Annotated in this window: 24 protein-coding genes; 15 read left to right on the top strand and 9 right to left on the bottom strand. The window is 57.9% G+C overall.

From position 1 onward, the window contains the following. The first annotated feature begins 152 nt into the window (after positions 1–152). On the top strand, positions 153–1,472 hold the full coding sequence (locus ACFWYE_RS04325; RefSeq protein WP_379109828.1) for an alpha-glucosidase/alpha-galactosidase: 1,320 nt from the start codon (positions 153–155) through the stop codon (positions 1,470–1,472). A 112-nt stretch (positions 1,473–1,584) separates the two neighbouring features. Next, positions 1,585–2,658: an ABC transporter ATP-binding protein gene (locus ACFWYE_RS04320; protein WP_379109826.1), complete on the top strand. Its 1,074-nt coding sequence runs from the start codon at positions 1,585–1,587 to the stop codon at positions 2,656–2,658. Positions 2,659–2,723: 65 nt separating this feature from the next. Here ACFWYE_RS04320 and ACFWYE_RS04315 read toward each other — a convergent pair whose 3' ends face one another. After that, positions 2,724–3,677 (bottom strand): helix-turn-helix domain-containing protein, encoded by a 954-nt coding sequence (locus tag ACFWYE_RS04315; protein ID WP_379109824.1) that lies wholly within the window; start codon positions 3,675–3,677, stop codon positions 2,724–2,726. 272 nt (positions 3,678–3,949) lie between these two features. Here ACFWYE_RS04315 and ACFWYE_RS04310 point away from each other — a divergent pair, with 272 nt between their 5' ends. The 10 genes from ACFWYE_RS04310 (at position 3,950) to msuE (ending at position 13,284) form a co-directional block, all read left to right on the top strand. Further along, positions 3,950–5,218: an ABC transporter substrate-binding protein gene (locus tag ACFWYE_RS04310; RefSeq protein WP_379109823.1), complete on the top strand. Its 1,269-nt coding sequence runs from the start codon at positions 3,950–3,952 to the stop codon at positions 5,216–5,218. A gap of 26 nt (positions 5,219–5,244) precedes the next feature. Continuing rightward, entirely contained in the window at positions 5,245–6,132 is an 888-nt protein-coding gene (locus ACFWYE_RS04305) for a carbohydrate ABC transporter permease (RefSeq protein ID WP_379109821.1), read from the top strand. Beyond that, positions 6,129–6,959: a carbohydrate ABC transporter permease gene (locus ACFWYE_RS04300; protein ID WP_379071796.1), complete on the top strand. Its 831-nt coding sequence runs from the start codon at positions 6,129–6,131 to the stop codon at positions 6,957–6,959. Before ACFWYE_RS04305 ends, ACFWYE_RS04300 begins: the two co-directional genes overlap by 4 nt. Before the next feature lie 44 nt (positions 6,960–7,003). Continuing rightward, positions 7,004–7,777 (top strand): SDR family NAD(P)-dependent oxidoreductase, encoded by a 774-nt coding sequence (locus ACFWYE_RS04295; RefSeq protein WP_379109818.1) that lies wholly within the window; start codon positions 7,004–7,006, stop codon positions 7,775–7,777. Between the two features lie 39 nt (positions 7,778–7,816). Next, complete coding sequence (locus ACFWYE_RS04290) at positions 7,817–8,569, top strand: SDR family NAD(P)-dependent oxidoreductase (protein ID WP_379110607.1); 753 nt, start codon at positions 7,817–7,819, stop codon at positions 8,567–8,569. A 226-nt stretch (positions 8,570–8,795) separates the two neighbouring features. Next, positions 8,796–9,806 carry an ABC transporter substrate-binding protein gene (locus tag ACFWYE_RS04285; RefSeq protein WP_379109816.1) on the top strand — a complete coding sequence of 337 codons (1,011 nt, stop codon included), beginning with the start codon at positions 8,796–8,798 and terminating at the stop codon, positions 9,804–9,806. A 56-nt stretch (positions 9,807–9,862) separates the two neighbouring features. Then, positions 9,863–10,651 carry a taurine ABC transporter ATP-binding protein gene (locus ACFWYE_RS04280; protein WP_379109814.1) on the top strand — a complete coding sequence of 263 codons (789 nt, stop codon included), beginning with the start codon at positions 9,863–9,865 and terminating at the stop codon, positions 10,649–10,651. Next, positions 10,648–11,508 carry an ABC transporter permease subunit gene (locus tag ACFWYE_RS04275; RefSeq protein WP_379109812.1) on the top strand — a complete coding sequence of 287 codons (861 nt, stop codon included), beginning with the start codon at positions 10,648–10,650 and terminating at the stop codon, positions 11,506–11,508. Before ACFWYE_RS04280 ends, ACFWYE_RS04275 begins: the two co-directional genes overlap by 4 nt. A gap of 36 nt (positions 11,509–11,544) precedes the next feature. Further along, positions 11,545–12,696: an FMNH2-dependent alkanesulfonate monooxygenase gene (gene ssuD, locus ACFWYE_RS04270; RefSeq protein WP_379109810.1), complete on the top strand. Its 1,152-nt coding sequence runs from the start codon at positions 11,545–11,547 to the stop codon at positions 12,694–12,696. 27 nt (positions 12,697–12,723) lie between these two features. Then, positions 12,724–13,284, top strand: a complete 561-nt coding sequence (msuE, locus tag ACFWYE_RS04265; protein ID WP_379071780.1) for an FMN reductase — start codon at positions 12,724–12,726, stop codon at positions 13,282–13,284. Between the two features lie 57 nt (positions 13,285–13,341). Here msuE and ACFWYE_RS04260 read toward each other — a convergent pair whose 3' ends face one another. The 3 genes from ACFWYE_RS04260 to dusA form a co-directional block, all read right to left on the bottom strand. Next, positions 13,342–14,847 carry a putative bifunctional diguanylate cyclase/phosphodiesterase gene (locus ACFWYE_RS04260; protein ID WP_379071777.1) on the bottom strand — a complete coding sequence of 502 codons (1,506 nt, stop codon included), beginning with the start codon at positions 14,845–14,847 and terminating at the stop codon, positions 13,342–13,344. Further along, a complete protein-coding gene (locus tag ACFWYE_RS04255; RefSeq protein WP_379071775.1) occupies positions 14,848–15,402 on the bottom strand; it encodes a heme NO-binding domain-containing protein in 555 nt (184 codons plus the stop codon). A gap of 182 nt (positions 15,403–15,584) precedes the next feature. Continuing rightward, on the bottom strand, positions 15,585–16,574 hold the full coding sequence (gene dusA, locus ACFWYE_RS04250) for a tRNA dihydrouridine(20/20a) synthase DusA (protein WP_379109808.1): 990 nt from the start codon (positions 16,572–16,574) through the stop codon (positions 15,585–15,587). Positions 16,575–16,692: 118 nt separating this feature from the next. Here dusA and ACFWYE_RS04245 point away from each other — a divergent pair, with 118 nt between their 5' ends. After that, positions 16,693–17,754: a tyrosine-type recombinase/integrase gene (locus ACFWYE_RS04245; RefSeq protein WP_379109806.1), complete on the top strand. Its 1,062-nt coding sequence runs from the start codon at positions 16,693–16,695 to the stop codon at positions 17,752–17,754. Positions 17,755–17,939: 185 nt separating this feature from the next. On the opposite strand, the gene ACFWYE_RS04240 is transcribed toward ACFWYE_RS04245, so the two are convergent. The 4 genes from ACFWYE_RS04240 to ACFWYE_RS04225 all read right to left on the bottom strand — a co-directional run bounded on the left by ACFWYE_RS04240 (position 17,940) and on the right by ACFWYE_RS04225 (position 23,076). Further along, positions 17,940–18,407 (bottom strand): VOC family protein, encoded by a 468-nt coding sequence (locus tag ACFWYE_RS04240; protein WP_379109804.1) that lies wholly within the window; start codon positions 18,405–18,407, stop codon positions 17,940–17,942. Between the two features lie 1,274 nt (positions 18,408–19,681). Beyond that, complete coding sequence (locus ACFWYE_RS04235) at positions 19,682–20,140, bottom strand: toxin-activating lysine-acyltransferase (protein WP_379109802.1); 459 nt, start codon at positions 20,138–20,140, stop codon at positions 19,682–19,684. 2 nt (positions 20,141–20,142) lie between these two features. Continuing rightward, entirely contained in the window at positions 20,143–21,459 is a 1,317-nt protein-coding gene (locus tag ACFWYE_RS04230) for an HlyD family type I secretion periplasmic adaptor subunit (RefSeq protein ID WP_379109801.1), read from the bottom strand. 15 nt (positions 21,460–21,474) lie between these two features. Further along, positions 21,475–23,076 (bottom strand): peptidase domain-containing ABC transporter, encoded by a 1,602-nt coding sequence (locus ACFWYE_RS04225; RefSeq protein ID WP_379110605.1) that lies wholly within the window; start codon positions 23,074–23,076, stop codon positions 21,475–21,477. Positions 23,077–23,271: 195 nt separating this feature from the next. Here ACFWYE_RS04225 and ACFWYE_RS04220 point away from each other — a divergent pair, with 195 nt between their 5' ends. Beyond that, on the top strand, positions 23,272–24,363 hold the full coding sequence (locus ACFWYE_RS04220) for a hypothetical protein (RefSeq protein ID WP_379109799.1): 1,092 nt from the start codon (positions 23,272–23,274) through the stop codon (positions 24,361–24,363). Positions 24,364–24,551: 188 nt separating this feature from the next. On the opposite strand, the gene tnpB is transcribed toward ACFWYE_RS04220, so the two are convergent. Then, positions 24,552–24,932 carry an IS66 family insertion sequence element accessory protein TnpB gene (tnpB, locus tag ACFWYE_RS04215; RefSeq protein ID WP_379109797.1) on the bottom strand — a complete coding sequence of 127 codons (381 nt, stop codon included), beginning with the start codon at positions 24,930–24,932 and terminating at the stop codon, positions 24,552–24,554. A gap of 324 nt (positions 24,933–25,256) precedes the next feature. Between tnpB and ACFWYE_RS04210 the strand changes: the two genes are divergently transcribed. Next, a complete protein-coding gene (locus tag ACFWYE_RS04210) occupies positions 25,257–25,583 on the top strand; it encodes a hypothetical protein (RefSeq protein WP_379109795.1) in 327 nt (108 codons plus the stop codon). Positions 25,584–25,670: the final 87 nt, after the last annotated feature.

Raw genomic sequence — 25,670 nt, 5'->3', positions numbered from 1 at the left:
TCGGCCGGGCAGTTCCCTTGGTCTGCTCGGCAGTCACTGTCTTTCGGGAATTTTCAGGGGCTCGCCGGCAAGAAATTTGCGCCTGAACAGTAGATTTTCCCTTTTGGAACGCCCGTCCGGGCATCGACTTTGCGGACCAAAAGGAACTTTCCATGGCCAAGATCTGCCTCGTAGGCGCGGGCTCCACAGTCTTCGCCCAGAACATCCTCAGTGATGTACTGAGCAATACCGAACTGCAGGATTCGGAAATCAGCCTTTTCGATATCGATCCGGAGCGGCTTTCGACCTCCGAGACCGTGGCGCGCCGCATCGGCGAAACGCTTGGCCTGGCCGGACTGAAGGTCGAGGCGACGCTGGACCGTCGCAAGGCGTTGAAGGATGCCGATTTCGTCATCTTGATGATGCAGGTCGGCGGTTATCGTCCGGCCACCGTCACCGATTTCGAGGTGCCGAAGAAGTACGGACTGCGTCAGACCATCGGCGACACGCTGGGTATCGGCGGCATCTTCCGCGCGCTGCGCACCATTCCGGTGATCCTCGACATCGCGAGCGATATGCGTGAGCTCTGCCCGAACGCGTTGATGATGAACTACGTCAACCCGATGGCCATGAACACCTGGGCGGCGACGCGGGCCGCACCGGACATTCGTTATGTCGGCCTTTGCCACAGCGTGCAGGAAACGTCCGGTCATCTCGCCCGCTGCCTCGGCGAAGACATTGCGGATATCGACTACACCTGCGCCGGCCTGAACCACGTCTCTTTCTTCCTGAAGTTCGAAAAACGCCTTGCTGACGGCTCGCGAGAGGATCTCTACCCGAGGCTTCGGCGGATGGCGGTGGACGGAAGCTTCCCGCAGGATGATTCCGTCCGTTTCGCGGTCCTGCGCCACTTCGGGCATTTCGTGACTGAATCCAGCACCCATTTCTCCGAATACAATTCCTGGTTCATCAAGCCGGGCCGCCAGGACATCATCGACCGCTACAAGGTCATTCTCGACCAGTACCCCGTGTGGTGCGAGGAGCAGATCGCGGACTGGAACCGGCTGCGCGATGAACTGGCCGATCCGAATAAGCCTCTGGAGGTCTGCAGGAGCAACGAGTATGCGGCCGCCATCATCCATTCGATGGTGACCGGCAAGCCCTCACTGATCTACGGCAATGTTCGCAACGACCGCCTGATCGACAATCTGGTCGAAGGCTGTGGAGTCGAGGTGCCGTGCCATGTCGACCGCAACGGTATCCAGCCAGTGCGCATGGGCAAGCTGCCGGCGCCGCTCGCGGGCATCATGCGCACCAACGTCAATGTCCAGGAAATGGCTGTGGAGGCCGCGTTGACCTCCAGCCGCGAGGCCATCTATCAAGCCGCAATGCTCGATCCGCATACCGCCGCGCAGCTTTCGCTCGACGAGATCGTTTCGCTTGTTGACGACCTGATCGTCGCCCACGGCAACCTCCTGCCGAGCTACCGCTAGAGCGTTTCTGCTTTGCGGGAAGGTGGAAACGCTCTAACTCTTTGTTTTTACGGAACTCCGAACGCAAGAAGCGCTGCGCGCCTTTTGCTGGTATTGCTTCAGGAGCAGTGTCATGGCCGGCGTCGAACTCAGGAACATCAACAAGCAGTATGGCCATCTGCGCGTCACGCACGACGTCAACATCGATGTGCGTGACGGAGAGTTCCTCGTCCTCGTCGGCCCGTCCGGCTGCGGCAAGTCCACGCTGCTGCGCATGATCGCCGGGCTTGAGGAAATTACCGAGGGCACGATCAGCATCGGTGGACGTGTCGTGAATGATGTGTCGCCCAAGGAGCGCGACATCGCCATGGTGTTCCAGAACTATGCGCTTTATCCGCATATGACGGTGCACCAGAACATGGGTTTCTCGCTGAAATTGCGTGGCGAGAAGTCGACCGAGATCGACCGCCGCGTCCGCGAAGCCGCGCAGATACTTGGCCTCACCGACTATCTCGAGCGTTTCCCGAAGCAGCTGTCGGGCGGCCAACGCCAGCGCGTCGCCATGGGCCGCGCCATTGTGCGCAGCCCGCAGGTGTTCCTGTTTGACGAACCGCTGTCCAATCTCGACGCCAAGCTCCGTGTCGTCATGCGTGGCGAGATCCGTTCGCTGCAACAGCGGCTGGGCACCACGGCGATCTATGTCACCCACGACCAGGTCGAAGCCATGACCATGGCTGACCGTATCGTGGTTATGCGCGACGGTCGCGTCGAGCAGATCGGTACTCCGCTCGAACTTTATGACAATCCGGCCAACCTCCACGTCGCCGGCTTCATCGGCTCGCCCGCAATGAACTTTGTCGACGGGCACCTCGAAGTAGCCGACGGAGTGCTGTATGTTCGTGTCAACGTCGACTGTCTGTTACGATTGCCTGCCGGCAAGCGTGGTGAAGCGGGCAGGGCGGTGGTGTGTGGCTTTCGCCCTGAACATGTCGCACTGACCGAAGCCGGACCCATCCCCGGCCGCGTCGTCACAGTCGAGATGAATGGCGCTCTCACGACCCTGCTGGTCGAAGTGGACGGTCGGCAGTTGACGGTTCAGACCACCGAGCGCCCCCGTTGGACGAGGGGCGAGGCAGTTTATCTATCTCCGCGAACGGAGACGTTGCATCTGTTCGACGCGGAGACCGGGAGCTGTTTGGGTCATTGATCTCGGATTGAGTCGAGGAAATCCATGTAAGACAATGATTTTGTACCGGTAATCAGGTCTCTGATCTAGGATCGAAACTGCTTGCGGTAGTCGCGTGGCGTCATTTCCAGCTGGCTCTGGAATGCATGATAGAGCCGGCTCAACGAACCGTAGCCGCAGGCGAAAGCAATCTCGATGATCGAGCGGTCGGTGTCGGCCAGCATCATCATTGCATGGCTGAGACGCTGGCGACGAATGTAGTGGGCGATCGTAACGCCCAGCACGCTCTTGAAGGCAGCCATCGCGTTGGTGGGATGCAGGCCACAGACCTTGGCGATGTCAGCGAGCTGGATGTCGTTGGCGAATTCCTTGTTGATGTAATTCGTCATTTTCTGCACCCGGTCGATCAATCGGTCGTCTGCCTTGGTCTTGGCGGTGATTACGCCCTGCGGTTCATCAACCTTGATGCCCGAGCGGTCATCGATCTCGGCAGCGACGCTGCGCAGCGCCAGCCGACGCACGCGCAGCCGCATCTCTTCGCGCAGGATCTGCGCGAGCGCCTCGCTCGGCGCCGGGGCCCATTCCTGTGCCCAACGCTGGAACAGCAGGTTATCCATCGGGTCCGGTTCGGTCACGGTCATCATGCGGCCGTTGAGCACCGAAGTCTTGAACGCGTCGGGCAGGGTGAGTGCCAGGAATGCCGCGAAGGGAACATAGGCACAGATCAGTCTGGCGGGTTCCGTCACTTTGACAACCTGGTGCGGCACGCCGGCCCAGAAACAATAGGGCATTTCCGGCCGCAGGACGATGCGGTTGCCGTTGAACAGGTAGGTCATCGAACCGGATACCATGAAGTTGAATTCGACATGGTCGTGCCAGTGCGCCAGCGGCATTGCTTCCGCTACCTGCAGATCGGCAAAGAAGCTGTCCCTCGGCAGAAAGTCGCTGTCATCCTGGACGGCCGCGGACAGCTTTCGGCGCTGCGGCGCGCTCGGGCGCCTGCTCGATACAGCTTCCGGTGACTGTGATGAAATGTCCATTGCGGCGACCCTCGTTCGACGCATCAGTGTGCGGATATGCGAGAAGGCCGAAAGCTAGCCACGGTAACAGCGATCGTCCAGATGGAGGCTGGGATTCAGGAATTTATTGGCCTCAATTAGGTAGTTTTATCCGCTTTCTGCAATAGTCTGGCTATCAACAAAACTGCCGCTCCAACTCGATGCGATCGAACTCTGTCGGTCGGCAAAAGTTGGCGCAGGGCAGTCGAACAAGGAAGCGACCTGGCGTTCAGCTGGGCGAGGGAGGAGCGAAGATGGCACAGTGGCTGAGGCGTGTTTCCCGCGGTGTTGTACTGGCAGGCAGTCTCCTGTGGTGCTCCACGGCGCTGGCAGATACCGAGCTGACCATGACGCTGTTCGGCGGGCCGGTCGATATCGCGGTATGGCAGAAACTGTCCGCCGACTTCGAGAAGACGCATCCCGGCGTCAAGCTGAAGGTCGAGGTCAACGACTGGGATTCCTACTGGGAGAAGTTGCGCGTTCTGGTCGCCGGCGGCACTGCACCCGATGTCTTTGCAATGGACGCTTCCAACTATCCCGACTGGCAGGCGCGTGGCGCGTTGCTCAACCTGCAGCCTTTGGTGGATGCGGAACCTGATCTCCTGAAAGGCGTCTTCCCGATCTCGCTCGAAGCTTACAAGACGCCTGACGGCTATTATGGGTTGCCGCGCGATATCCAGACCGTCGCGCTTTTCTACAACAAGGACATGTTCGACGCCGCCGGTGTTGCCTATCCCTCCGACACCTGGACATGGGACGACCTGCGCGTCGCCGCCAAGAAACTGACACGGGACAAGAATGGTGACGGCACGATCGATCAATGGGGCCTGTTCGCCGAACTGATCGACATGGAGGTGTTCTGGAGCAGCGTGCTGTGGTCCTATGGCGCCGAGATCGTCGACGTTAAGAACGGCAAGACGCTGATCGGCAGCCCGGAAGCCATGACGGCGTGGAATTTCATTGCCGGCATGGTTCTGGACGACAAATCGATCCCGACAAGCGAGCAGCTCAGGCAATTCGGCCTCGACGGTTTCCAGGCGGGCGTTACTGCCATGGGCGTCAGCGGCCATTGGTCGGTGCCCGATTATGTGCCCGCAACCTTCAAATGGGGCGTGGCCCCGCTGCCGAAGGGGCCTGCCGGACGCGCCACCAGCATCAACAGCGCCGGTTTCACCATTTCCTCGACCACCAAGCATCCAAAGGAGGCCTGGGAACTGCTGAAATTCGCGATCGGCCCGCATGCCCAGGAGGAGTTGGCGCAACTGGGCTTCGCGATCCCGATCCAGGAGGCGATCACCGCAAGCCCCGCCTATCTGGTTCAGAAGAATGCGCCGATCGACCACAAGCTGTTCGTCGATGCGCTGGCCTATGCGCATCTGAAGCCCGTGTTCAAGGGCTACGAAGAATGGGCTTCCGCCGTGGGGGATGCCCTGCACCGCGCCTGGAGTGGGGAAGTCCCCATCGCAGACGCCATCAATGAAGCGGTTGCCGCGGGCGACGAAGTCCTCGCCAACAATCGCTAGATCCATCGGCCTTTCCGGGGATTGCCTTGTCCAGCACCTTAAAGCCACTACGGGGCGAGCGCGCAGGTCTGCTCCTGCTGCTCGCGCCGACATTGCTCGGCCTCACCATCGGCGTGTTCGGCTCCGTGCTCGCCACGCTGGCATTGAGTTTTTTCGACTGGGATATGCTGACTCCGATCAAGTGGGCAAGCACGACCAACTATACCAGTCTTCCCAATGACCGCATGTTCGGCACGGCACTGATCAACACGACACTGTTCTCGCTGATCTATGTGCCGCTGACGCTCGCCATCGGCTTTGCCGTGGCCTGCCTGATGAACCGCCACATCCGCGGCATCTCGCTGTTGCGTGCGTTGTTCTTCCTGCCGGTCGTGTCCTCGCCGACGGCGGTCGGTTTGCTGTGGAGCTGGATCTTCGCGCAGGACCAGGGCGTGCTGAATTCTTTCATCACGACCTTGGGGGGCAATCCGGTCAACTGGCTGGGACCGAAGGTCATCCTCTATTCGGTCGTCATCGTGAATGTGTGGGGTGCCATAGGCGAGGGCATGATCGTGTTCCTGGCCGGGCTGCAGGCAATCCCGCGGGAACTCTACGAGGCTGCACGCGTCGACGGAGCCACCACCTGGCAGCGTCTCATCCACGTGACGGTGCCGGCCATGGTGCCCAGCCTGTTCTTCCAGGGTGTGCTCTCCACCATCCATGCCTTCCAGGCTTTCGACTACATCTACATGCTGACGCGCCTGTCCAACGGAAATTCGACCTTCCCGACGCTGGTCTTCTCGGTCTACCGCACCGGCTTCCGTTTCTTCCGCATGGGCGACGCAGCAGCCCAGGCCGTTATTCTCACGGCCATCATCGCGCTGTTCACGCTGTTCTACATCCGTGTCCAGAAGAAGTTCGGAGCTGAAGCATGAGCCGCCGTGCCGAGGAAATCCGCGGCAATGTCGTTGCCGTGGTACTGCTGCTCACCGGTGGTATCGTCATGGTCGCGCCATTCGTCTGGATGGTCTCGACTTCGCTGAAGTTGCCGGCGGATCAATATTCCCGCTCGCTGATCCCGCCCATCTTCACGCTTACCAACTATCGCGACATCTGGACCATCATGCCGTTTCACATCATGCTGTGGAACTCCTTCAAGATCGCCGTGATTGCCACGTTCGGGCAGTTGCTGACCTGTTCGATGGGCGCCTTCATCTTTGCGGTGACCCGTTTCCGAGGCCGTGACGCGCTGTTCTTCCTGCTCTTGATCACGCTGATGGTTCCGCAGCAGATCACCACCATCCCACAGTTCATCCTGTTCAAATGGCTCGGCCTCTATGGCACCCAGGTGCCGATGTACCTGCCGAGTTTCCTCGGCGGTGCCTTTGGCACTTTCCTGCTCAGGCAATACTTCAAGACCATACCGATCGAACTGGCTGAGGCCGCGCGCATCGACGGGGCAAGCCTGCTCACCATCTACTGGCGTATCTACTTGCCGCTGGCCAAGCCTGCGCTCGCCGCCTTCGCGATCTTCGCGTTCATGTTTTCGTGGAACGACTTGTTCACGGCGCTGATCTATCTGCCGAGCGATATGCAGACGACCACCTTGCCGGTAGGGCTTGCGCTCCTGCAGCAGCAATATGCCGGCAAATGGACTTTGATGATGGCGGCCGTGCTGATTTCCGTGGCGCCCATCATCATCGCGTTCCTGATCGCGCAAAAGCAGTTCATCGAAGGCATCTCGATGTCGGGCTTCAAATAGCGCGCAGCGCCACCAGAACATAACCCAACAGAGGAATCGCTTCGATGACATTGAGGCTGGAAAACCGCGTCGCGCTGGTGATCGGCGCCGCGCGCGGCATCGGCGAGGCAATCGCCGCACGGTTTGTGGAGGAGGGGGCGAAAGTCGTCATCGCCGACCGGGAAGTGGAAGCGGGCGAGGCGACGGCCGAACGGCTCGGCGGGCAGTTCACGCAGATCGACGTTTCATCCTTTACGGATACCCGCAAGGCCGTCGGCATCGCAGTCGCAGCCTATGGCACGCTCGACATCCTGGTGCAGAACGCCGGGATCTATCCGTGGACACTGATCGAGAACACCTCGCCGGAGGAGTGGGATGCCGTGCTGGGTGTCAATCTCAAGGGCACATTCCTGGCCGCAAGGGCAGCGCTGCCGGTCATGCGCGAGAAGGGGTATGGCCGCATGATCTTCACCTCGTCGATCACCGGGCCGCGCGTTACCAGTCCAGGCCACGGCCACTATTCGGCAAGCAAGGCCGGCATCAACGGCTTCATCAAGTCGGCCGCCCTGGAGTTCGCCGGCTACGGCATCACCGTCAATGGACTTGAGCCGGGCAACATCCTGACAGAAGGGGTGAAGCAGCACCGGTCGGAGGCATTCATCCGCACCATGCGGGAGGCGATCCCGCTGGGGCGGCTGGGCACGCCGCAGGACATCGCCAATGCTGCGCTGTTCCTCGCTTCCGACGAAGCCTCCTACATCACCGGCACCACCGTGGTGGTCGATGGCGGCCAGACCCTGCCTGAAGGCAAGGATTTCCGTATCAAGCCGGAAGCCTGAGCTTCCCATTCCGCGAAGGACCATCTCATGAACCGCCGTATCAACAGAGTCGATCTCGCCGGCCGCGTCGCCGTGATCACCGGAGGCGCACAAGGCATCGGGCTGGCTGTTGCACGCCGGCTTTTGTCGTCGGGCGCCAGGGTTGCCATCTGGGACCTGGACAATGCCGCGATGGCAACAGCAATCCAGGAATTGTCGGCACTGGGGGAGGCCAGGGCTGTCTGGTGCGATCAGGCCAGGATCGAGGCAGTCGATGAAGCGGCCGCCGAGACGGAACGGGCCTTCGGCGCTGTTGATCTTCTAGTCAACAACGCCGGCATCGCCGGGCCTGCGGCACCACTGGTCGACTACAACCCGGATGCCTGGCGGCAGATTGTCGACATCGACCTCAACGGCGTCTTCTATTGCTGCCGGCGGCTGGTGCCCAACATGATCGCGTCCGATTACGGCCGCATCGTCAACGTCGCTTCGGTGGCAGGCAAGGAAGGCAATCCGAACGCTGCCGCCTATTCGGCAGCCAAGGCCGGTGTTCTTGCATTGACCAAGTCACTCGGCAAGGAACTCGCCGGGCACGACATCGCCGTCAATGCGCTGACACCTTCGCCGGCGCGCACGCGTATCCTGGAGCAGCTTCCACAAGCACAGGTCACCTATATGCTGGGTAAGGTGCCGCGCGGCCGCTTTGTCGAGGTGGAGGAAGCCGCCGCCATGGTTGCCTTCATGCTCTCCGATGAGAACTCCTTCACCACTGGCGCCACCTTCGATCTCTCCGGCGGTCGCACCACCTATTGAGGTGAGCTGCTTCGGAACTTTTTTTGCCGGTCCCGGGGGCAAAACCTCTCGTATTGAACCTCGGGTTCGGCATTTCAGCCTGTCGTTAGACAGATCGTTCGCAAGTGCGGCGACATTCGCAAAAAGCTTTCTGAACTAATTCTACAAATTCAGTAGCGTTTAACCCGATCAGCGACGTGCGCTGATGTTTCGAGGGGCAACCTCGATCATGGAAAGGGGTAAACGCATGCGCAAACTGTTCACTGCCGCCCTCGCGGGTCTCTCGCTGGGCGCTTCCGTTTCGCTGGCCTTCGCCGCGGACGATAAGAAGGTGGTCATTGCTTATCAGACCGGCTCGACCCCGTATTTCGTCGGTATCGCCAATGGCGACATCGCCAGGAAGACAGGTTGGGATATCGAGTTCCGCCGCTTTAATTCTGGTGCGGACATCTTCGCCGCCATCGCTTCCGGCGCCGTGCAGATCGGTGATGTCGGCTCCAGCCCGTATGCTGCTGCCGTGTCCAAGGGGCTCGACGTCAAGGGCTTCTACATCTCCTCCGTCTCTCGCGATGGTGAAGCGCTGGTGGTTCGACCCGAGATCACGTCCCCGAAGGACCTGAAGGGAAAGAAGCTGGCTGCGGCACCGGTCTCCACCGACCATTATCAGCTGCTTGCCGTGCTGAAGCAGGAGGGCATTGCAGAAAAGGACGCCCAGGTCATTGCCATTCCGCAGCCGGAGATCGTCGCGGCCTGGAAGCGCGGTGACATCGACGGTGCCTTCGTCTGGGATCCGGCGCTGTCCGAGCTGAAGAAAAACGGCAAGGTGCTGTTGACCGCAGGCGAGGTGGCTGACCGTGGTGCGCCGACCTTCAGCGCGCTGGTCGCAACCGGTGAATTCGCCAAGCAACATCCCGATTTCCTGACGCAGTATGTGCAGCAGGTGGACGGCTATTTCACCTCCTTCGCCAACGACAAGGCGGCATGGGGCCCGGATTCGGAAAACATCAAGCTGATCGCCGGCCTGCAGGGCGGCACACCGGCCGACCATGCCGAGCGCATCAAGACGACGGTTGTACCGCCGCTCGCCGAGCAGCTGTCCGACAAGTGGCTTGGTGGCGGTGAAAACAGCGGTGTCGCCAAAATCCTCAAGGATACCGCCGGCTTCCTGAAGGAACAGCGCAAGATCACGGCCGTGAAGGACGATTACGGCGTCTTCGCCGATCCGCAATATGCGGCGGCCGCCAAGGTCTCCAACTGACGAATGGAGCGGGTGCGGGCCGGACACGGCTCGCACCCGCTCTTTGAGGGCTCACCATGCTTCAAATCCGCGACGCCAGCGTCACCTTTCCAGCCTCTGACGGCAGCGCCGTCCATGCGCTCGACCACGTATCGCTTGATATCGCTCCCGATTCCATCGTCGTAGCGGTCGGCGCGTCGGGTTGCGGCAAGTCGACCCTGCTCAATGCCATCGCCGGCTTCCTGCCTTTGAGCGCAGGTTCGATCACGCTGGATGGTGAGGAGATCGATCGTCCTGGCGGCGATCGCGGCGTCGTCTTCCAGAAGGATACGTTGCTGCCCTGGGCAAGCGTGGTCGACAATGTCGCGCTGGGGCTGAAGTTTGCCGGTGTCTCCAGGACGGCGCGGCGCGAGCGGGCGCGCGAGCTGCTCGACCTGGTTGGTCTTGCCGATTTCGCCGACAAGCCGCCTTACGAATTGTCGGGCGGCATGCGCCAGCGTGTCGGTCTGGCGCGTGCCCTGGCGACGGACCCGAAAATCCTGCTCATGGACGAACCGTTTGGCGCGCTCGACAGCCTGACCCGCGAGACGATGCAGCAATTGCTGGCTTCGGTCTGGGCGCGCACTGGCAAGCAGATCCTGTTCATCACCCACTCTATCGAAGAAGCGCTGACACTTGGCACCACCGTGGTGGTGATGTCGCCGCGGCCCGGACGCATCGTCGCGCGCTTCGAGGCAGGTTTCGTGCGCGAATTTGCCGAGACGGGTGACATCGGCCCGATCCTCTCCGATCCGCGTTTCATCGAATTGCGCGAGGAAATCCGCGCGCTCATCCACCGGCCAGCAGGCAAAGGAACCTTGCAATGACGCTTGCCGCAGATCCTCGCACGATCTTCACGCATGTCCAGCCGGCGCCGAAGCTGCGTCGTCAGCCCGCGAACCGGATTGGCAGGAGTGCTTCTTCAGGCACGCTGCTGATCAGCACGATCACCCTTCTGGCATTGCTGGCATTGTGGTTTGCCGCCACCCAACTCGAATGGGCCTCGCCGCTGTTCCTGCCGTCGCCGGCGGAGGTGCTGACGCAATTCCAGGCAGTCGCGTTGGACGGTTATGCGGATGGCACACTGCTGCAGCACACGTTGTCGAGCCTCGGTCGTATCCTCGTAGCGCTCGGCATCGGGGTCGTATTGGGTGTTCCGATCGGATTGCTGATGGGCCTGAACCGCTGGGTCCGAGGCACGCTCTCGGTACCGATCGGGCTCTATTGGGGGCTGCCGCCACTCGCCTATCTGCCGCTGCTGATCATCTGGCTGGGCATCGGCGAATCTTCCAAGATCGTTCTGCTGTCACTGTCGACCTTCGCGCCGATCTGCTTTTCGGCGCAGGCCGGTGTGCGGTCGGTGCCAGCCGAGCGCATCAATGCCGCGCTTTCACTCGGTGCGACGCGGCTGCAGCTCTTCACCAACATCATCCTGCCTTCGGCTCTGCCGGAAATCCTGACCGGCCTGCGCATCGCGGTCGCCGCCGGCCTCTCCTGCCTGGTTGCGGCCGAGCTCATCGCTGCCCGTTCCGGCCTTGGCTACATGATCATGTCGGCGGCCAACTTCCTGTCCACCGATGTCGTCTTCGTCGGCCTCATCCTCATTGCAGTGCTGGCCTTCCTGTTCGCCAGCGGCATGCGCTGGCTGGAACGCAAGCTGGTGCCCTGGAAGGGCAAGATCTGAACCATCGATACAAAGCGACCGCAGAAGGAACATCCCATGTCCAACGCGCCCCTCGACGTCTACTGGTACCTGCCGACCCATGGCGACGGACCGTATCTCGGCACCGATGAGCGCCATCGGCCGGCAACCTTCGGTTATCTGCGGGAGATCGCCCTGGCCGCGGACCGGCTTGGTTTCAAGGGTGTCCTCCTGCCGACAGGCACACGCTGCGAAGACGCCTGGATCACGGCGGCTGCATTGATCCCGCAGACCGAGCAACTGCGTTTCCTGGTGGCGTTGCGGCCGGGCAGTGGTACGCCGGCTCTGTTTGCGCGCCATGCCGCCACACTCGATCGTATCTCCAACGGCCGTGTCCTGCTCAATGTCGTCACCGGCGCCGATCCGGCCGATCTCGCTGGCGACGGCAACAAGCTCAGTCACGCCGAACGGTACGCCCAGACCGACGAATTCCTGGCGATCTGGCGCGATATCCTCTCCGGCGAAGAGGTGAATTTCGAGGGCCAGTATCTTTCGGCGAAAGGCTCCGACCTTTCCTTCCCTCCGGTGCAGAAGCCTTACCCGCCGCTCTGGTTCGGCGGCTCGTCGGACGCCGGCATCGCCATCGCCGCCAAGCATGTCGATGTCTATCTGAGCTGGGGCGAACCCGTAGATCAACTGGCCGAAAAGCTGGAGCGCGTGCGCGCAGCCGCGGCGCAGGAAGGGCGTAGCATTCGCTTTGGCCTGCGCATCCATCTCATCGTGCGCGAGACCGAGGAGGAGGCCTGGGCTGCGGCTGACCGGCTGATCAGCCATGTTACCGACGAGGTGATCGCCGAGGCGCAGAACAACTTCGTCAACGTTTCGGAATCGGTTGGCCAGAAACGCATGTCGGCGCTGCATCAGGGTCGTCGCGACAAACTGGTCGTTGGCCCCAATCTCTGGGCCGGACTTGGCCTCGTGCGTGGCGGTGCGGGGACGGCGCTTGTCGGCAGCCCCGACAATGTAGCGGCCCGCATCCGCGAATATCAGGCGATCGGCATCGAAACCATCATCGCCTCGGCCTATCCGCACCTGGAAGAGGCCTACAATGTGGCCGAACTGCTCTTCCCGAAGCTCGATCTGCATGGCGCGGCCGCGCCGGCATTGCGCGGCTGGGATGTCGAATTCGGCCGCGGCGTTCGCCCGCGTGTTGCCGTCTCGGCATCCTGATACGCATTGGAATAAAGGAGATTGTCCATGACTCGCGCGCGCATTGTCGGCTTTTCCGGCAACATCACCCGGCCGTCCAAGACCCTGGCGTTTGTCGACCACATCGTCCAGGAGATCGGCCGCCGCAACGGTTTGCCGGCAAGAAGTTGGGACATCGAGGACCTCGGCCCATCACTTGTCAGCGCTCGGAGGGCAGCGGCGCTGGATGAGCCCGCACAGGCGATCCTGCAGGCGATAACGGAAGCGGATGTCCTCGTCATCGGGTCGCCGACCTACAAGGGCAGCTACACCGGTCTGTTCAAGCATTTCTTCGACCTGCTTGATCCATCGGCACTGCGCGGCAAGCCGGTGCTTTTGACCGCGACTGGCGGTGGCGATCGCCATGCGCTGATCGTCGAACATCAGTTGCGGCCGTTGTTCGGTTTTTTCGAAGCGTTTGCGCTGCCGACCGCCGTCTATGCGACCGACCGCGACTTCGACAATGGTGTGCCTGTCTCCGAAGCGCTGCTAAGGCGTGTCGCACAGGCGGTCGGTGAGGCGGAGACTGTGCTTGGTAGCCGCGCACCCCTTGCCGTAGCGGCGGAATAGAACTCCGCTTGCGCCGCAACCAGTTCGATCACGCCTGGTTGCGGAGGCCGCTTGTCGTCAACCTTTGGCCTTCAGATGTCGCATCAGGTCATTCAGCGGCATTGGCCGTCCGAACAGATAGCCTTGCTGGATGGAGCACCCGCAACTGGTCATCCGCTCCGCCTGGCTTTCGGTCTCGATGCCTTCGGCCACGATCTGGAGCTCCAGCGCCTGTGCAAGCTGAACGATTGCCCTGACCACAGCCTCGGACTGCCGATCGTCGCTGATATCCCGGGCAAATGAGCGATCGATCTTGATGACGTCGAGTGGCAATCGCCTGATGTATGAGAGGCTTGAATAGCCCGCTCCAAAATCGTCGAGGGCAATTCGGACGCCGCGCGTGCGGAATTGCGAGAGACGCTGTTCGGCCTGCTCGAAATCGAAGAGCAGAAGGCTTTCCGTGATTTCCAGCTGCAGTGCGGAAGGCGGGAAGTCGTGACGTGCCAGGATCCTGGCGACCTGTTCGACCACGGAAGGGGAGCGCAGGTGGCGTGGCGACAGATTGATCGAGACATAGTCGAGACGACCGTCGCCGATCAGCTGATGCATCTCCTGGCAGCAGCGATCGATCATTGCGCGACCGAGTTCGACGATCAGTGAACTTTCTTCGGCCAATGGGATGAACAGCCCGGGAAGAATGAGCCCGCGCTCTGGGTGTTGCCAGCGTGCGAGCGCTTCGACACCGACGATCCTGTTGCTCCCGGCGGAGATGATGGGTTGGTACCAAGGCTCGATTTCTCCCGCCGCCACCGCGGCGCGCAGCTCTACTTCCAGTCCTTGGCGGCTATGAAGCTCGGCTGCCATGGTGTCGTCGAACTCTGTCCACGTCGAGCGTCCGGACGACTTGGAATGATACAGGGCAACGTCGGCAAAACGTTGCAGGGTTGGAGAATCCGAAGCATCGCGAGGGAAGCTTGCAAAACCCACTGAGCAGCTGACGATCAGTTGCAGGCGACCACAGTCGATCGGCTTGCTCATGGCCTCCATGATCTCGGTTGCGATCTGGCGAGCCCGCTCGCTTTGAAGCGGCGTGATGCAGATGACGCCGAACTCGTCGCCCCCCAGTCGTCCTGGCACCTCCGTTCCCCTGCAGATCGTCCGCAGCCGGGTTGCCACCTCCAGCAGAACCGCGTCGCCGACGGCGTGACCGTAATTGTCGTTGATTTCCTTGAATCGATCGAGATCAGCAAACACAAGCTGTACCGATCCGCCATGAACCTGGGCGGTGTGGATGGCCGCGTCGAGATCGCGCGCGAAACTGACCCGGTTGGCAAGCGCAGTCAAAGGGTCGCGTTCGGCGAGAAACAGGGCCTGCTGACGAGAGACCTCCAGCTCATGGGTGCGATCGAGCACGCGCATCTCAAGATCGTTCGCCAGCGCCGTGAGGTGGCTGTTGGCGTTGTAAAGCTCCAGCGATTTCGCCTCGAGCAGCCATTCGGCCTCTTCGCGGGCACGCCGTTCCCGCAGGAGACGGCGCTCGAGACGCGCAACACGATCGCCGGAAGTGTCGGTTTGCGGCAACATCTAGCCTATTGCGCCTGTCTTCCGGATCGAGAACCGGACGAACTTCTCGCCATCGCCTTCGAGCGCGCTGCTCTCGACCAGCACGGGCTCACCGTAGAGCTGGGCCGCACCGAGAATGAGACCCGAGGCGAGGGCCTCGAATGGCCGTTTGCTGTGGTAGTCGAGGTGCATCGTCCCATCTCCGAAGCGTTCAGCCCTGAACTCAGGCAGTTCGGCATCGGGATAAAGTTTTCGCACCTCGACATGGATATGATTGTCGATGCTTTCGAGAAAATCGAACAGCGTGGCCGCCGTCTTGAAGAAATCAGGGAATGATGCCTTGAAACGCTGGATCAGGTGTTGGCCGAACAGACTGAGCAATTCGTTCGGCGGTGTGTTGCTTTGCGCCGCCAGTGTGGTGACCAGGGATTGCATTTCCCTGTGGTCATATGTCCCCACGGCCGTATATGCGCCGCCACTCGGCAGATCGGAACCCTCGATAAGGTCATCCACCGCATCCTCTCCGTAGGTCTGTTCCACGAAACCCAGCAGTTCGGTGAACACCATGCCCTTCATGTCGGCTCCCGGAATTTAAAACGGTACCACTGCGAGCATAAATTTTAGAATATAACCTACAACTAATGTCGTAGCTAAAAATGAAAAAAGCTTTGTGTTCACACCTATTGGCTATTGGGGCCAGGCGAGATGAATACAGCTTCAATGTCAGAGAGCAGCGAATTTACAGGGCAGGCTCTTTCTCAGGCGGCGACTTCGGCGTTGAAATCGATCGCGGCGAATGCCGCCTTTAAGATATCCGGCCCCGCACCCGGGCGTGTCGCATCGGTGGAGAGGATCTGTCGCCAGCGGCGTGCACCGGGTAGGCCGTGGAAGAGGCCGACCATGTGACGCGTGACATGGCCAAGGCGGCCACCCTGTTCGATATGACGCGCCGTATAACCGGCCATGGTGTCGATCAGCGCGGCGAAATCGAATGGTCCCGGCTGCCTGCCTGACAGGGAGGCGTCGACTGCAGCAAGGATGCCCGGCGTATGATAGGCAGCCCGGCCGAGCATGGCACCGTCGACCTGGTCGAGCTGGCTGACGGCATCCGCCACTGAAGGAATGCCGCCATTGATGCCGATGAAACGCTCCGGAAGCCGGGCCTTCAGCCGGTAGACCCGCTGATAGTCGAGCGGGGGGATTTCGCGATTTTCCTTGGGGCTCAAGCCTTCCAGCCAGGCCTTGCGGGCATGCACCCACAAGGCGTCGGCATTGGCGGCAAAGACGCAATCGGCCAAGATGTCGAGGGCAGGCTCCGGGTCCTGATCATCGACGCCGATGCGGCATTTGACAGTCACGGGTATCTTCACCGCTGCCTTCATCGCCGCGACGCCGTCGGCGACAAGCGCTGGTGTCTTCATGAGGCAGGCGCCGAATGTACCAGACTGGACGCGGTCGGAAGGGCAGCCGACATTGAGGTTGATCTCGTCATAGCCAAAATCCTCGCCGATGCGCGCCGCCTGGGCGAGCTTTTGCGGGTCCGATCCGCCGAGCTGCAACGCCACCGGATGTTCGACAGCGTCAAAACCCAATAACCGTTCGCGTTGGCCATGGATGATAGCATCCGCCACGACCATTTCTGTGTAGAGCAGCGCGCGCTGCGTCAGCTGGCGGTGAAAGAAGCGACAGTGGCGATCCGTCCAGTCCATCATCGGCGCCACGGCAATTGTATGTGCTTGATTTTTCACGGTATTTTCTTTAGTATCAATTCGTTAGACTTCATCGGAAGCCCCCGGGTTTTCGCCAAAATACGACCCTTTTCGCCATGTTTCGATCCCTCAGTGCACACGGAGCGCACACGGAAAAATGGCCACGTACACAAAACTCTCGTCCGGCTCCTGGCGTGCCCAGGTCCGTCGCAAAGGTCGCTACATAAGCGAGACCTTCCTGCGGCGCGACGATGCACGGCGCTGGGCGACCGACTCTGAGCGCCAAGTCGATCGCGGTGAGGCGCCGACCAAGTCCCGTATAGCGCGGTTGAAAACTTTCGGCGAACTCATTGACCTGCATATCGACGACATGTGCGATGTAGGCAAGTCGCCGCTGCGTTCCAAGGCCGCAAACCTCGACCTGCTGAAAAGGTACCTTGGCAAGTGCAGCATGGCTGCTCTCGATCGCGACCGGCTCATTCGTTTTGGCCGCGATCGAGCCCAAAAAGGGGCCGGACCGGTTACTCTTGGCATCGATATTGGTCTGATAAAGCTAATCCTGTCGCACGCTGCTGCGGTTCACGGTCTTCCAGTCAAGGTCGAACCCGTTGATCTGGCACGCATCGCCCTGAAAAGGCTTGGCCTTGTTGGCAAAGGGCATGAACGCGACAGGCGACCTACTCAGGAGGAACTCGACAAACTGATTGCCTACTTCGAGTTAAATCCTCTCCAGGTGGCGCCGGTTGGGGAGATCATAAGGTTCGCCATAGCTACCGCGATGCGTCAGGAGGAAATCTGCAAGGTGCGTTGGTCGGATCTGGAGCCTCGCACGCGCATGCTTCTCATTCGTGATCGCAAGGATCCTCGAAACAAGAAAGGCAACAATCAGCGTATACCCTTGTTTGCGGCAACCGGATACGACGCGTGGGCTATTGTGCAAGGGCGACAGGGCGGTCGGCGCAATGACGATGATCGTATTTTTCCGTTTAATTCGCGATCAGTCGGCTCAGCGTTCCGTCGCGGTTGCGTCGAATTAGGCATATATGATCTGCATTTTCATGACCTCCGTCACGAAGCAACAAGCCGGCTTTTCGAGGCTGGATTTACGATTGAGCAGGTAGCCTTGGTAACAGGACATAAGGATTGGAAAATGCTGAAGCGCTATACCCATTTGAAGCCGGAAGCTCTCCACGCTCTCCTGGCAGGTCGTGCTGCGTAAGCCCAGGGCGCTTAGCTTGAGCGGTCTTTGATATTACCGCAGGATATTCTGCCAAGTTCTTACCAACTGCAGCCACACAATCAGCATGCGGTAGTTGCTCGGAAACCTCCGTGCGGGTTGATTGCTTGCCTCGGGAGTTACTGCTCTGGAAACCGTGATCGTGAAACGTGGAATGGTTATCAGCGCTATTCCCGATGCCAGCCGTCGATGCTGCAGCCACTCAAGTGTTCACCTTCTTCACGCGAAATGAGCCGCACGGTTTGGGCGAAGGTCCAAACATGGCCCTCCAGATCACGTGCCCGAAAGGTGCGCTCGCCATAGAACTGGTCGGCGGGCTCCTGGAGGATCTCGGCGCCGGCTAACCGCGCCTGCTCGCAGTACTCATCCAGACCAGCAGGGAGCTTGAGATATACCCTTTGTGTGTTCTTGCCGCCGACCCAAACGGGGCTCGCAATGTCATCCGCCCATTCGTGGTCGACGACGATATAGGCATCGGCAAACCGCATCTCGCAATGCACAAGTCGTACCGATGGGTCGGTGACCAGCATACTTCGCCGAAAACCGAAAACGCGATCTAACCATTCAAGAGCCGCCCATGGGTCGCGATAGAATACGCCGACACCAAGGGTGGCATGCTGAAAGGGATCATGCATCGTCGCATTACCTAAAAAATATGGTGCCCGTAGTTTTGAAGAACGCTCAAAGTAGCAATTAATTCACAGAGCATCGAGTTTGGCTGGGCTTCTTGGAAGCTTTTCGAGCTTTTTGCCTCACGCCTCAAACCGAACTACACGCGCTTTTCAGAACGATCAGCGACTAATTCGAATCTAATTGCGACTAATTTGCTGGCCATTTGCCAGTCCAAGACAAACAGAAGCGGCGGCTCCAATGGAGCCGGCGCCACCGAGAATGGACTGGAGTAGGTCTAGGCCGCGCTCCAGAAGCGCCCAAATACTGGAAATCACATTGAGGTGGTACTTGCGATCAATATAGATAGCGCGTTTGTTGACGGCATGGGTCGCCGCTCACCCTAAAACGCTTGCAAAAGGGGGCTGCCCTAACGATGACAATCCGTGATCAAACAAGGTAGGCGAGGGCGCATCTAATGGCCAGCGGATCACCGCTTCCTCAGGATACCGGTGAATATGCAGCCTTCTACCCAAAGAGTACTCACGCCACTTTCCACAGTGATCTGGTAGTTACACTTCTCTTTTTCGTGGCCAGGTAGGCCATCCAGTGTCATTTCGAGTAGACTTGAGCCCCTATTCACCCACGTGGCCTTCCACTTACCGGAATAGGTACCTTGAGCATCTTCCAGCTTTACGCTGCCATCACCAGCAAAGGTTAATACGCCGCCTCGCTCATGTAGCCAGCTGCCTTCAGGTGACGGGCCTTCGCAAGCTGTGATAGTGACCGCAAGTGCAGCGAGTACAATGTGCTTTTTCATTACCGTTAAAATAGCGGCATTCGGGAAACGATTCGTATCCGTAGGATATTCAGTGAATTAAAAAATCCAACAACTGTGCTGGAGATTTATCTAGAAGCCACCGACCGCGAAGCCGTCGGTCGGTGGCAAGCGCTAAGATGTTATCTTAGCCGTGGCCGCGTCCCCCGGAGGACCCATTTCCACCGCGAGAATTTGAAGACTGGTCGCCTCCACCATTTCCTGATCCACCCCAACGTGAGTTGAAGTCTCGATCTGAAAGTGGACTTGGACGATTGGCATTGTTGATCGCAGTTTGTCTATCTGGCTTATCTTGCTTTCCTGCTTGACCGCCTGCACCGCTCGATGTTCCGCTTCCCAAAACAGCCTCCTGAGATAGAATGACAGGTTGATATTATCGCATACTCTTGCAGTATGCAGTTTAATACCAGTTTCGAGAAGGTTTCTAGTCCTATTTTTTCTTTAGAAATTAAATTTTATTCTTTAGACATCAAACATTTTTTGGAAATCGTTTTTCCAAATTTTGACTCGATTGCGGGTCCCGTCCAGGTTTCGCTTGACGGAATAAGCGCGTTTGACTGCAGCAAGTTCATTTCGCTGCAGATGGCGCACCAAAGGGGCGGCATCACCAAAAGGAGCTACGACGTCGATCAGCCAGGTGTTCGTTCCGGATGTCCATTTGTCCTTCGGAACTGGAGTGTCGAGCTGCATAATCTTTTCATGAGTGTCCTGATCTACAGACGCCCACGTGGCAAAGGCCACAAGCCCGCCGTGGCGGAAGAAAAATTGGCACTGATTGGAGTGAATTGCAGGCTCAAGATAAAGTTCGATGTCTGACAGCAACCAGTCACGATGCAGTGGCGATTGCAACGCCAACGCGGACATCATTCCCAGCTTCTCATATTTGTTTAAAGTGCCCTCAAAAGTTGGATCGAAATACACAGCTATCGCTCCCCGAAACTATCCTGCAAAGCCTTGAAAACCGGTTCGAAAAAATAGCTGATCAGACGCCGCTCACCGGTCACGACATCGATCGTTGCCGTCATACCAGTGACAAACGGGATCTGACTGTCGGCCACTCGAATACTGTTCTGATCCAGGGCGATGCGTGCTGCGTAAACCCATTGACCGGGAACCACATCGCCTCTGGAATCGGCACCTACTTGCGTCACGCGCCCCTTGATGACGCCATAGCGTTCAGCTGGAAAAGCGTCGAATTTAACAAATGCACTTTGTCCAGGGACCAGAAAGCCAATATCGCGATTGTCAAAATAGCTTTCTATCTCGATGGTGTCGTTGCTTGGAACGATGGTGAGCAATCTGTCACCAGCTTCGATAAACCCGCCAACCGTAAAGATCGTCAGATGTTCCACACGTCCTTCAATGGGAGCAGAAAGGGAAAGGTTCCCCAACTGCGTTAGAGCTACGGTGCGATCCGATCGAAGTGCCAACAATGCTATTTCGGCGTCGTTTAGCTGCTTTCTGTATGTCGCCTGCGCCGAGGAGACGGAGCTCGCACGTTGCTTGGTGGTCGCCGTGGCTTCCGCCGCAAGGCCGTCAAGTTCGCGCTCCGCGATAGCAACGTCAGCGTCGATAGAGTTGATTTCGCGTAGACGTCCAAGGTATTCGAATTCACTGATGGCTCCCTTCTGACGAAGCGTGTCTGCCGAAGCAAAGCGCTTCTGGGCCACAGCTTGGTCAGCCCGACCCTTTTCAAGACGAGCCTGTTGTGCCTGTCGTGCTCGATCGACCCGGAACAATTGTGCGTCTATATGAGCAATTTGATCGCGCAGGGCAGTGAGTGTTGAGGTTATCAGAGCTTCTGATCCCGGGACCTTGCTAGTCGGAGAGCTTGATAACCTCCGGAACGCGGTCTGCCCGCGTTCAATGAAATCGCTATCAGTTGGATCGCCTGAACTCAGAGCTTCTGTCAAAGAACGCGCAATTGCAGCATCGACCGTCTGTCGCTCGATCTCGGCATCGACACGTTCGATTGAATTGCGCGCCGCAACGCTATCCATGTCCACGAGCGGCTGACCAGATTTTACCAAATCACCCTCTCGTACTCGAATGGAAGCAATCTTTCCGTCTACCTGCGGCTGAACGACTTGTACCCTATTCCCTGGAATAACCTTCCCTTGCCCCCGGGCAACAATTTCCACCCTCGCAAAATAGCTTCCAGAAACAATCGCTGCGAACAATATGATTATCGTCCAAGTCGTTAGACGAATCGTTGGCGATGCGGGCTTGCTTGAAAACATTGGCCAACTCTAGACCTATTTGTCGGTGTACTGCCCTGTCGGCGAATATGCTGGTTGTCCCAGATCGATCAGGTTCACATCGGGGCCGAGCAATTTTGGGTTGTGTGTGATTACGATAAGTGTCTTCTCTTTTGCTAGGCGGAGGAGTGCCTTCACAATCTTTCCGGCTGCCTCATCGTCAATCGCACTTGTCGGCTCGTCGAGAACAAACACCTTGCTATCGGTTAGGAAAGTCCGTGCCAGCGCAAGGCGCTGGCGTTGTCCGCCCGAGAGAAAGCTCCCGCGCTCGCCTACGTCAGTTTCCAACCCACCCGGAAGATTATTCACAAAGAGATCACTCGCACTGTCGGCGAGGGCCTGATCGATCTGGCTCTGGCTGGTATACGGGTTGATCAGGCGTAGATTGTCCAGCGCCGTGCCAGAGTAAAGCACTGCTTCTTGCGGATGATATACGACCGCCTGTCGAACAGAATGGGGATCACAATCCACCAAATTTCGATTGGCGATTTCGATGCGGCCACGATCTGGTGTGTACAGACCACAGAGTAGCTTGGCTAAAGTCGATTTCCCGCATCCAGATCGCCCCACAATGACCGTCGGTCGCTCGGGGTCGATCACTAGATTTATTCCATGAAGGACAGGTTGGTGAGGCGTGTAACCAAATGAAAGGTCGGTCACACGTAAGGGCGGGCGCTCAGGAGCCACGAGCTTTGGCTTTACCACACCCGTTTCAGAGGTAACGTTGAGGAAATCTCCCAATCTTAGACGTGCGATCTTGAGGCCTTGCCAATGTTCCCAAGTTCTCGATAGCGAGAAGATTGGCCCCGAAACTTTGTCCGCTAGGAGGTGGAACGCGACCAATTCTCCGAGCGTGATCTGATGCGAAAAGACTAATCTGGAGCCGAAAAAAATAACTAGAATAACCGACATATTGCTTAGAAGATCAACCACGAGGTGGTTTGCGATGTTGAGCTTCACGACACGGAAGTCGGAAGCGAGGCTATCGTCCATCGTCTCCTGAAAACGTCCAGCTTGGATTTGCTCGGCTGCATAAGCCTTGATGGTCGTCGGGTTTCCAAACGCCTCCACCATACGCGACTGATGTCGGGATCCCGCTAAAAACGAGTCTTGCATCCTTTGTCTGATGAATGGGCCAATGCCGCTAAAGACAAGAACCTGCAGCGGCAGCACTATCACTACGATCAGGGTGAGTGTTGGGCTGATTGACAGGAGCGCGGCTATGTAGACTACGGCGAAGAGCGCATCGATGACGATTGTGGCGACCGTACCAGTAAGCGCTCGTCGTACCGTTTCAATTTCCGAGATACGCGAAATCGTTTCTCCGACCTGCCATCCCTCCAGCACCCGCAACGGTAGATTGAGGACATGTCGAAAAACCCGATCAGCTAGTTCGTTTGTCAGTCGGTTCGCCATGTGGTTGCCGAGATAGGCTGCCAACGCGTCGAGCCCAACTGAAAACACAGCGGTCCCAACCAATACCGCTACGACCAATACAAGCGTCGCTTCCCGCTGAAAGGGCAAGACGCGGTCGATAATGGTCTGGAATACGAATGGTTGAACCAGGCCAAGCAACCTAACTACGATCGACGCAACCATAACCTCGGCAACTAGCGGAGAGTATTTGAGAGTCGATTTAGTGAACCAGGAGAGAGGGACTGGACGCGAGCCGATCTGGTTCACACTCTAATCTCTCTGAATTTGCAATGCTGTCATTGACAGTGTTGGCACTGGCATAATCATAAGGGATACACCCGCACAGTCCCGCGATTAGGCATCAGATTAGGATATTCCATGAAGAGTCAGTCTCGTCGGAGAGGTTGGCAAGCCTTGGTGGTCGTCGCTGTTGTCGCTAGCATCAGTATGGTCGCGCTCGTTTGTGAAGTTTTCCAACGTATCGAAGCTACAAGAGTGCAATATCTACATTTTCTTGAAGCTATGTACTCAAACCAGGCGATTGCAGTTAATTTTCTGCCCAGCCGCGAGCATACCTTTCCGTTTGCTGTTAGGAAGAAACTTACTGTTGCCATCGACGGCGAGATAGAGCCAGATTATCTCGAGCGGGTAAAGACAGCTTTTCAATTTATGACAGAGCTTATGGGATCTACCGTGGCGTTCACCTTGGTGGGCGAGGACTATGGTTTTCGCGATGATTTCTACGCCTATATCGCCTACAAAAAGGACGCTGATGCATTTAGGCCAAGCTATATCGCGGATTTTACCAAAAAAATGCGCGGGGCGATCAGTGGAGTTTATAGAAATAGGATGGAAAACGTTCTTTGGTCTTATTTTAAATTAAGTCCTGTAAATAATTATTTTGGATCGTCTTTTTATTTCAATAAAGAATATGAAGGTATGCCATTCAACGATATTGTTGCCGAAAGCGCTGAAATAAGGAAGCGGCGACCTAACTCTGTTCCAGAAACGGTCCTAAGCGGAGATGTGAGTTATAAGATTCGAAATCCGATCCCCGAAAAAGCTGTTCTGTATACGTCAACTAGGAACGATGATGGGATCGAGCCGAAGAAATTTAAGAAATTTACAGGCGAGATAGTAGTCCAAGAAGTGTTTCAAATGCTGGCTCAGCAAAATGACCTGAATATTCCGGAGCTAAGACTCAAAACATTATTGCACGATGCGGATGACGAGGCGAGATATGGTGGTTACAACATGGATGGCGTTGTTGATTATATGAATAAAAATGCAGTTCGGGGGATGTGTGTCCTTGATGTCATGTATCTTTCTCAATTGAGCGAAACCAGTGCGGAAAATTTCCGCTGGCAATTGATGAAAGCTAACTGGATTACCTATGCTCGCTTGTATCTAGAAGCCTATGTTCGATATTGGAGTGGCCCTAAAGAATTGTTCGATTCTAGATGTTGGTAGCCATCAAGATTTAGAAAAGTATCGAAATTGCGAAGAAGCGGACGTTGTTAAGGTGCGGATAAGATCAATAACGGTACCGTTATACAGCACGGGTTTAAATGCTGCAGTGACGCTATGTCTCGCCTTCGTTGGGAAAAATCGGAGGTTTCGATGGGAGCGTTCAAAGCGACCCGGCGGCAAGAGATCCTTCACAGAATACGAGACGACAACGGATACGAGTATGTCCTTTGCGCCACGGATAAGAATGCTAAGAGCACGAACAGATGGCCACAGAACGAATCCTTCTTCAGAAGCTCCTGGATCAGTGTGGCAGGACCGTCGAGACCTTGGTCGAGCCGTTTGGTGAACAGACACAGTCCGTTTCCATCCCACCACGAGATCTTCAGCATCGACGCCTTCTTGCCGCGGAAGGCGAACAGATGACCCGAGAACGGATCCTGCTTCAGCGTTTGCTGCACCAGCATGGCGAGCCCGTCGAGGCCTTTGCGCATATCGGTATAGCCCAGCGCCAGATGCACTTTCACGCCGGCGGGAACGATCATCGTCGTCCTGTCCTTCGCTCTCGACATGCTCCCGAACGGCGTCCGGATCGCTGCCGGCAGGCGCAAAGACACGCGGGCCATCAGGCAGATCGATCGCCGTCATTCCGTTTGGCGGCTGCACCAGGTCACGCAGCAAGAGTGCCGCTGGCGTGTCGTCCGTCAGCGCGACTGGCGCAAGCTTGGCGCGCTTCTTCTGCGCTACGCCGAACTGCACGGTAACCGCCCGGTTGTTGCCGCCTGCCGGCCATCGTCGTGATGCCCTATGACACGTGTTTAGCTACGTCGTTAGCGACGTGGGGCTTGCGATGCGTGTCGAGATACTTGGCGAGGAACGGCGGCGGCGCTGGGGTGATGAGAAAAAGCTCGACATCGTCATGTCTGTCGGTAACCGTGACCCAGGTGTTCAGCATCGACTACGTTGTCAGATTGCTCAACGAAGAGCCCGAACTCCTTCAGGCAATCGTCAGCAACGATGACAACCTGAGCTATGGCAGCATCATCAGCGTCTACACCGGATCAGACGAAGCCATAACTTCGCTCACCCGTGACGGAATGGAAGAGCTGGAGCAGATGCTTGCCCATGCCCGACGCTCAACCAAGGAATGGAACGACTTCCTCGAAGCCTTCGTCGATGACGAGAACCTCATCACTCGCGTCAAGGCGAAATCTCTATGGTAACAACCAGGCGGTTACTATTCAGGTCCCTAAGATGGCGTAATGAAAAACGCCGGCTCGTTGGAGCCGGCGTCAGTTGCACAGATATCA

Source organism: Mesorhizobium sp. NPDC059025, assembly GCF_042739655.1.
Taxonomy (GTDB): Bacteria; Pseudomonadota; Alphaproteobacteria; order Rhizobiales; family Rhizobiaceae; genus Mesorhizobium.
This window is presented reverse-complemented; position numbering and strand designations above follow the sequence as displayed.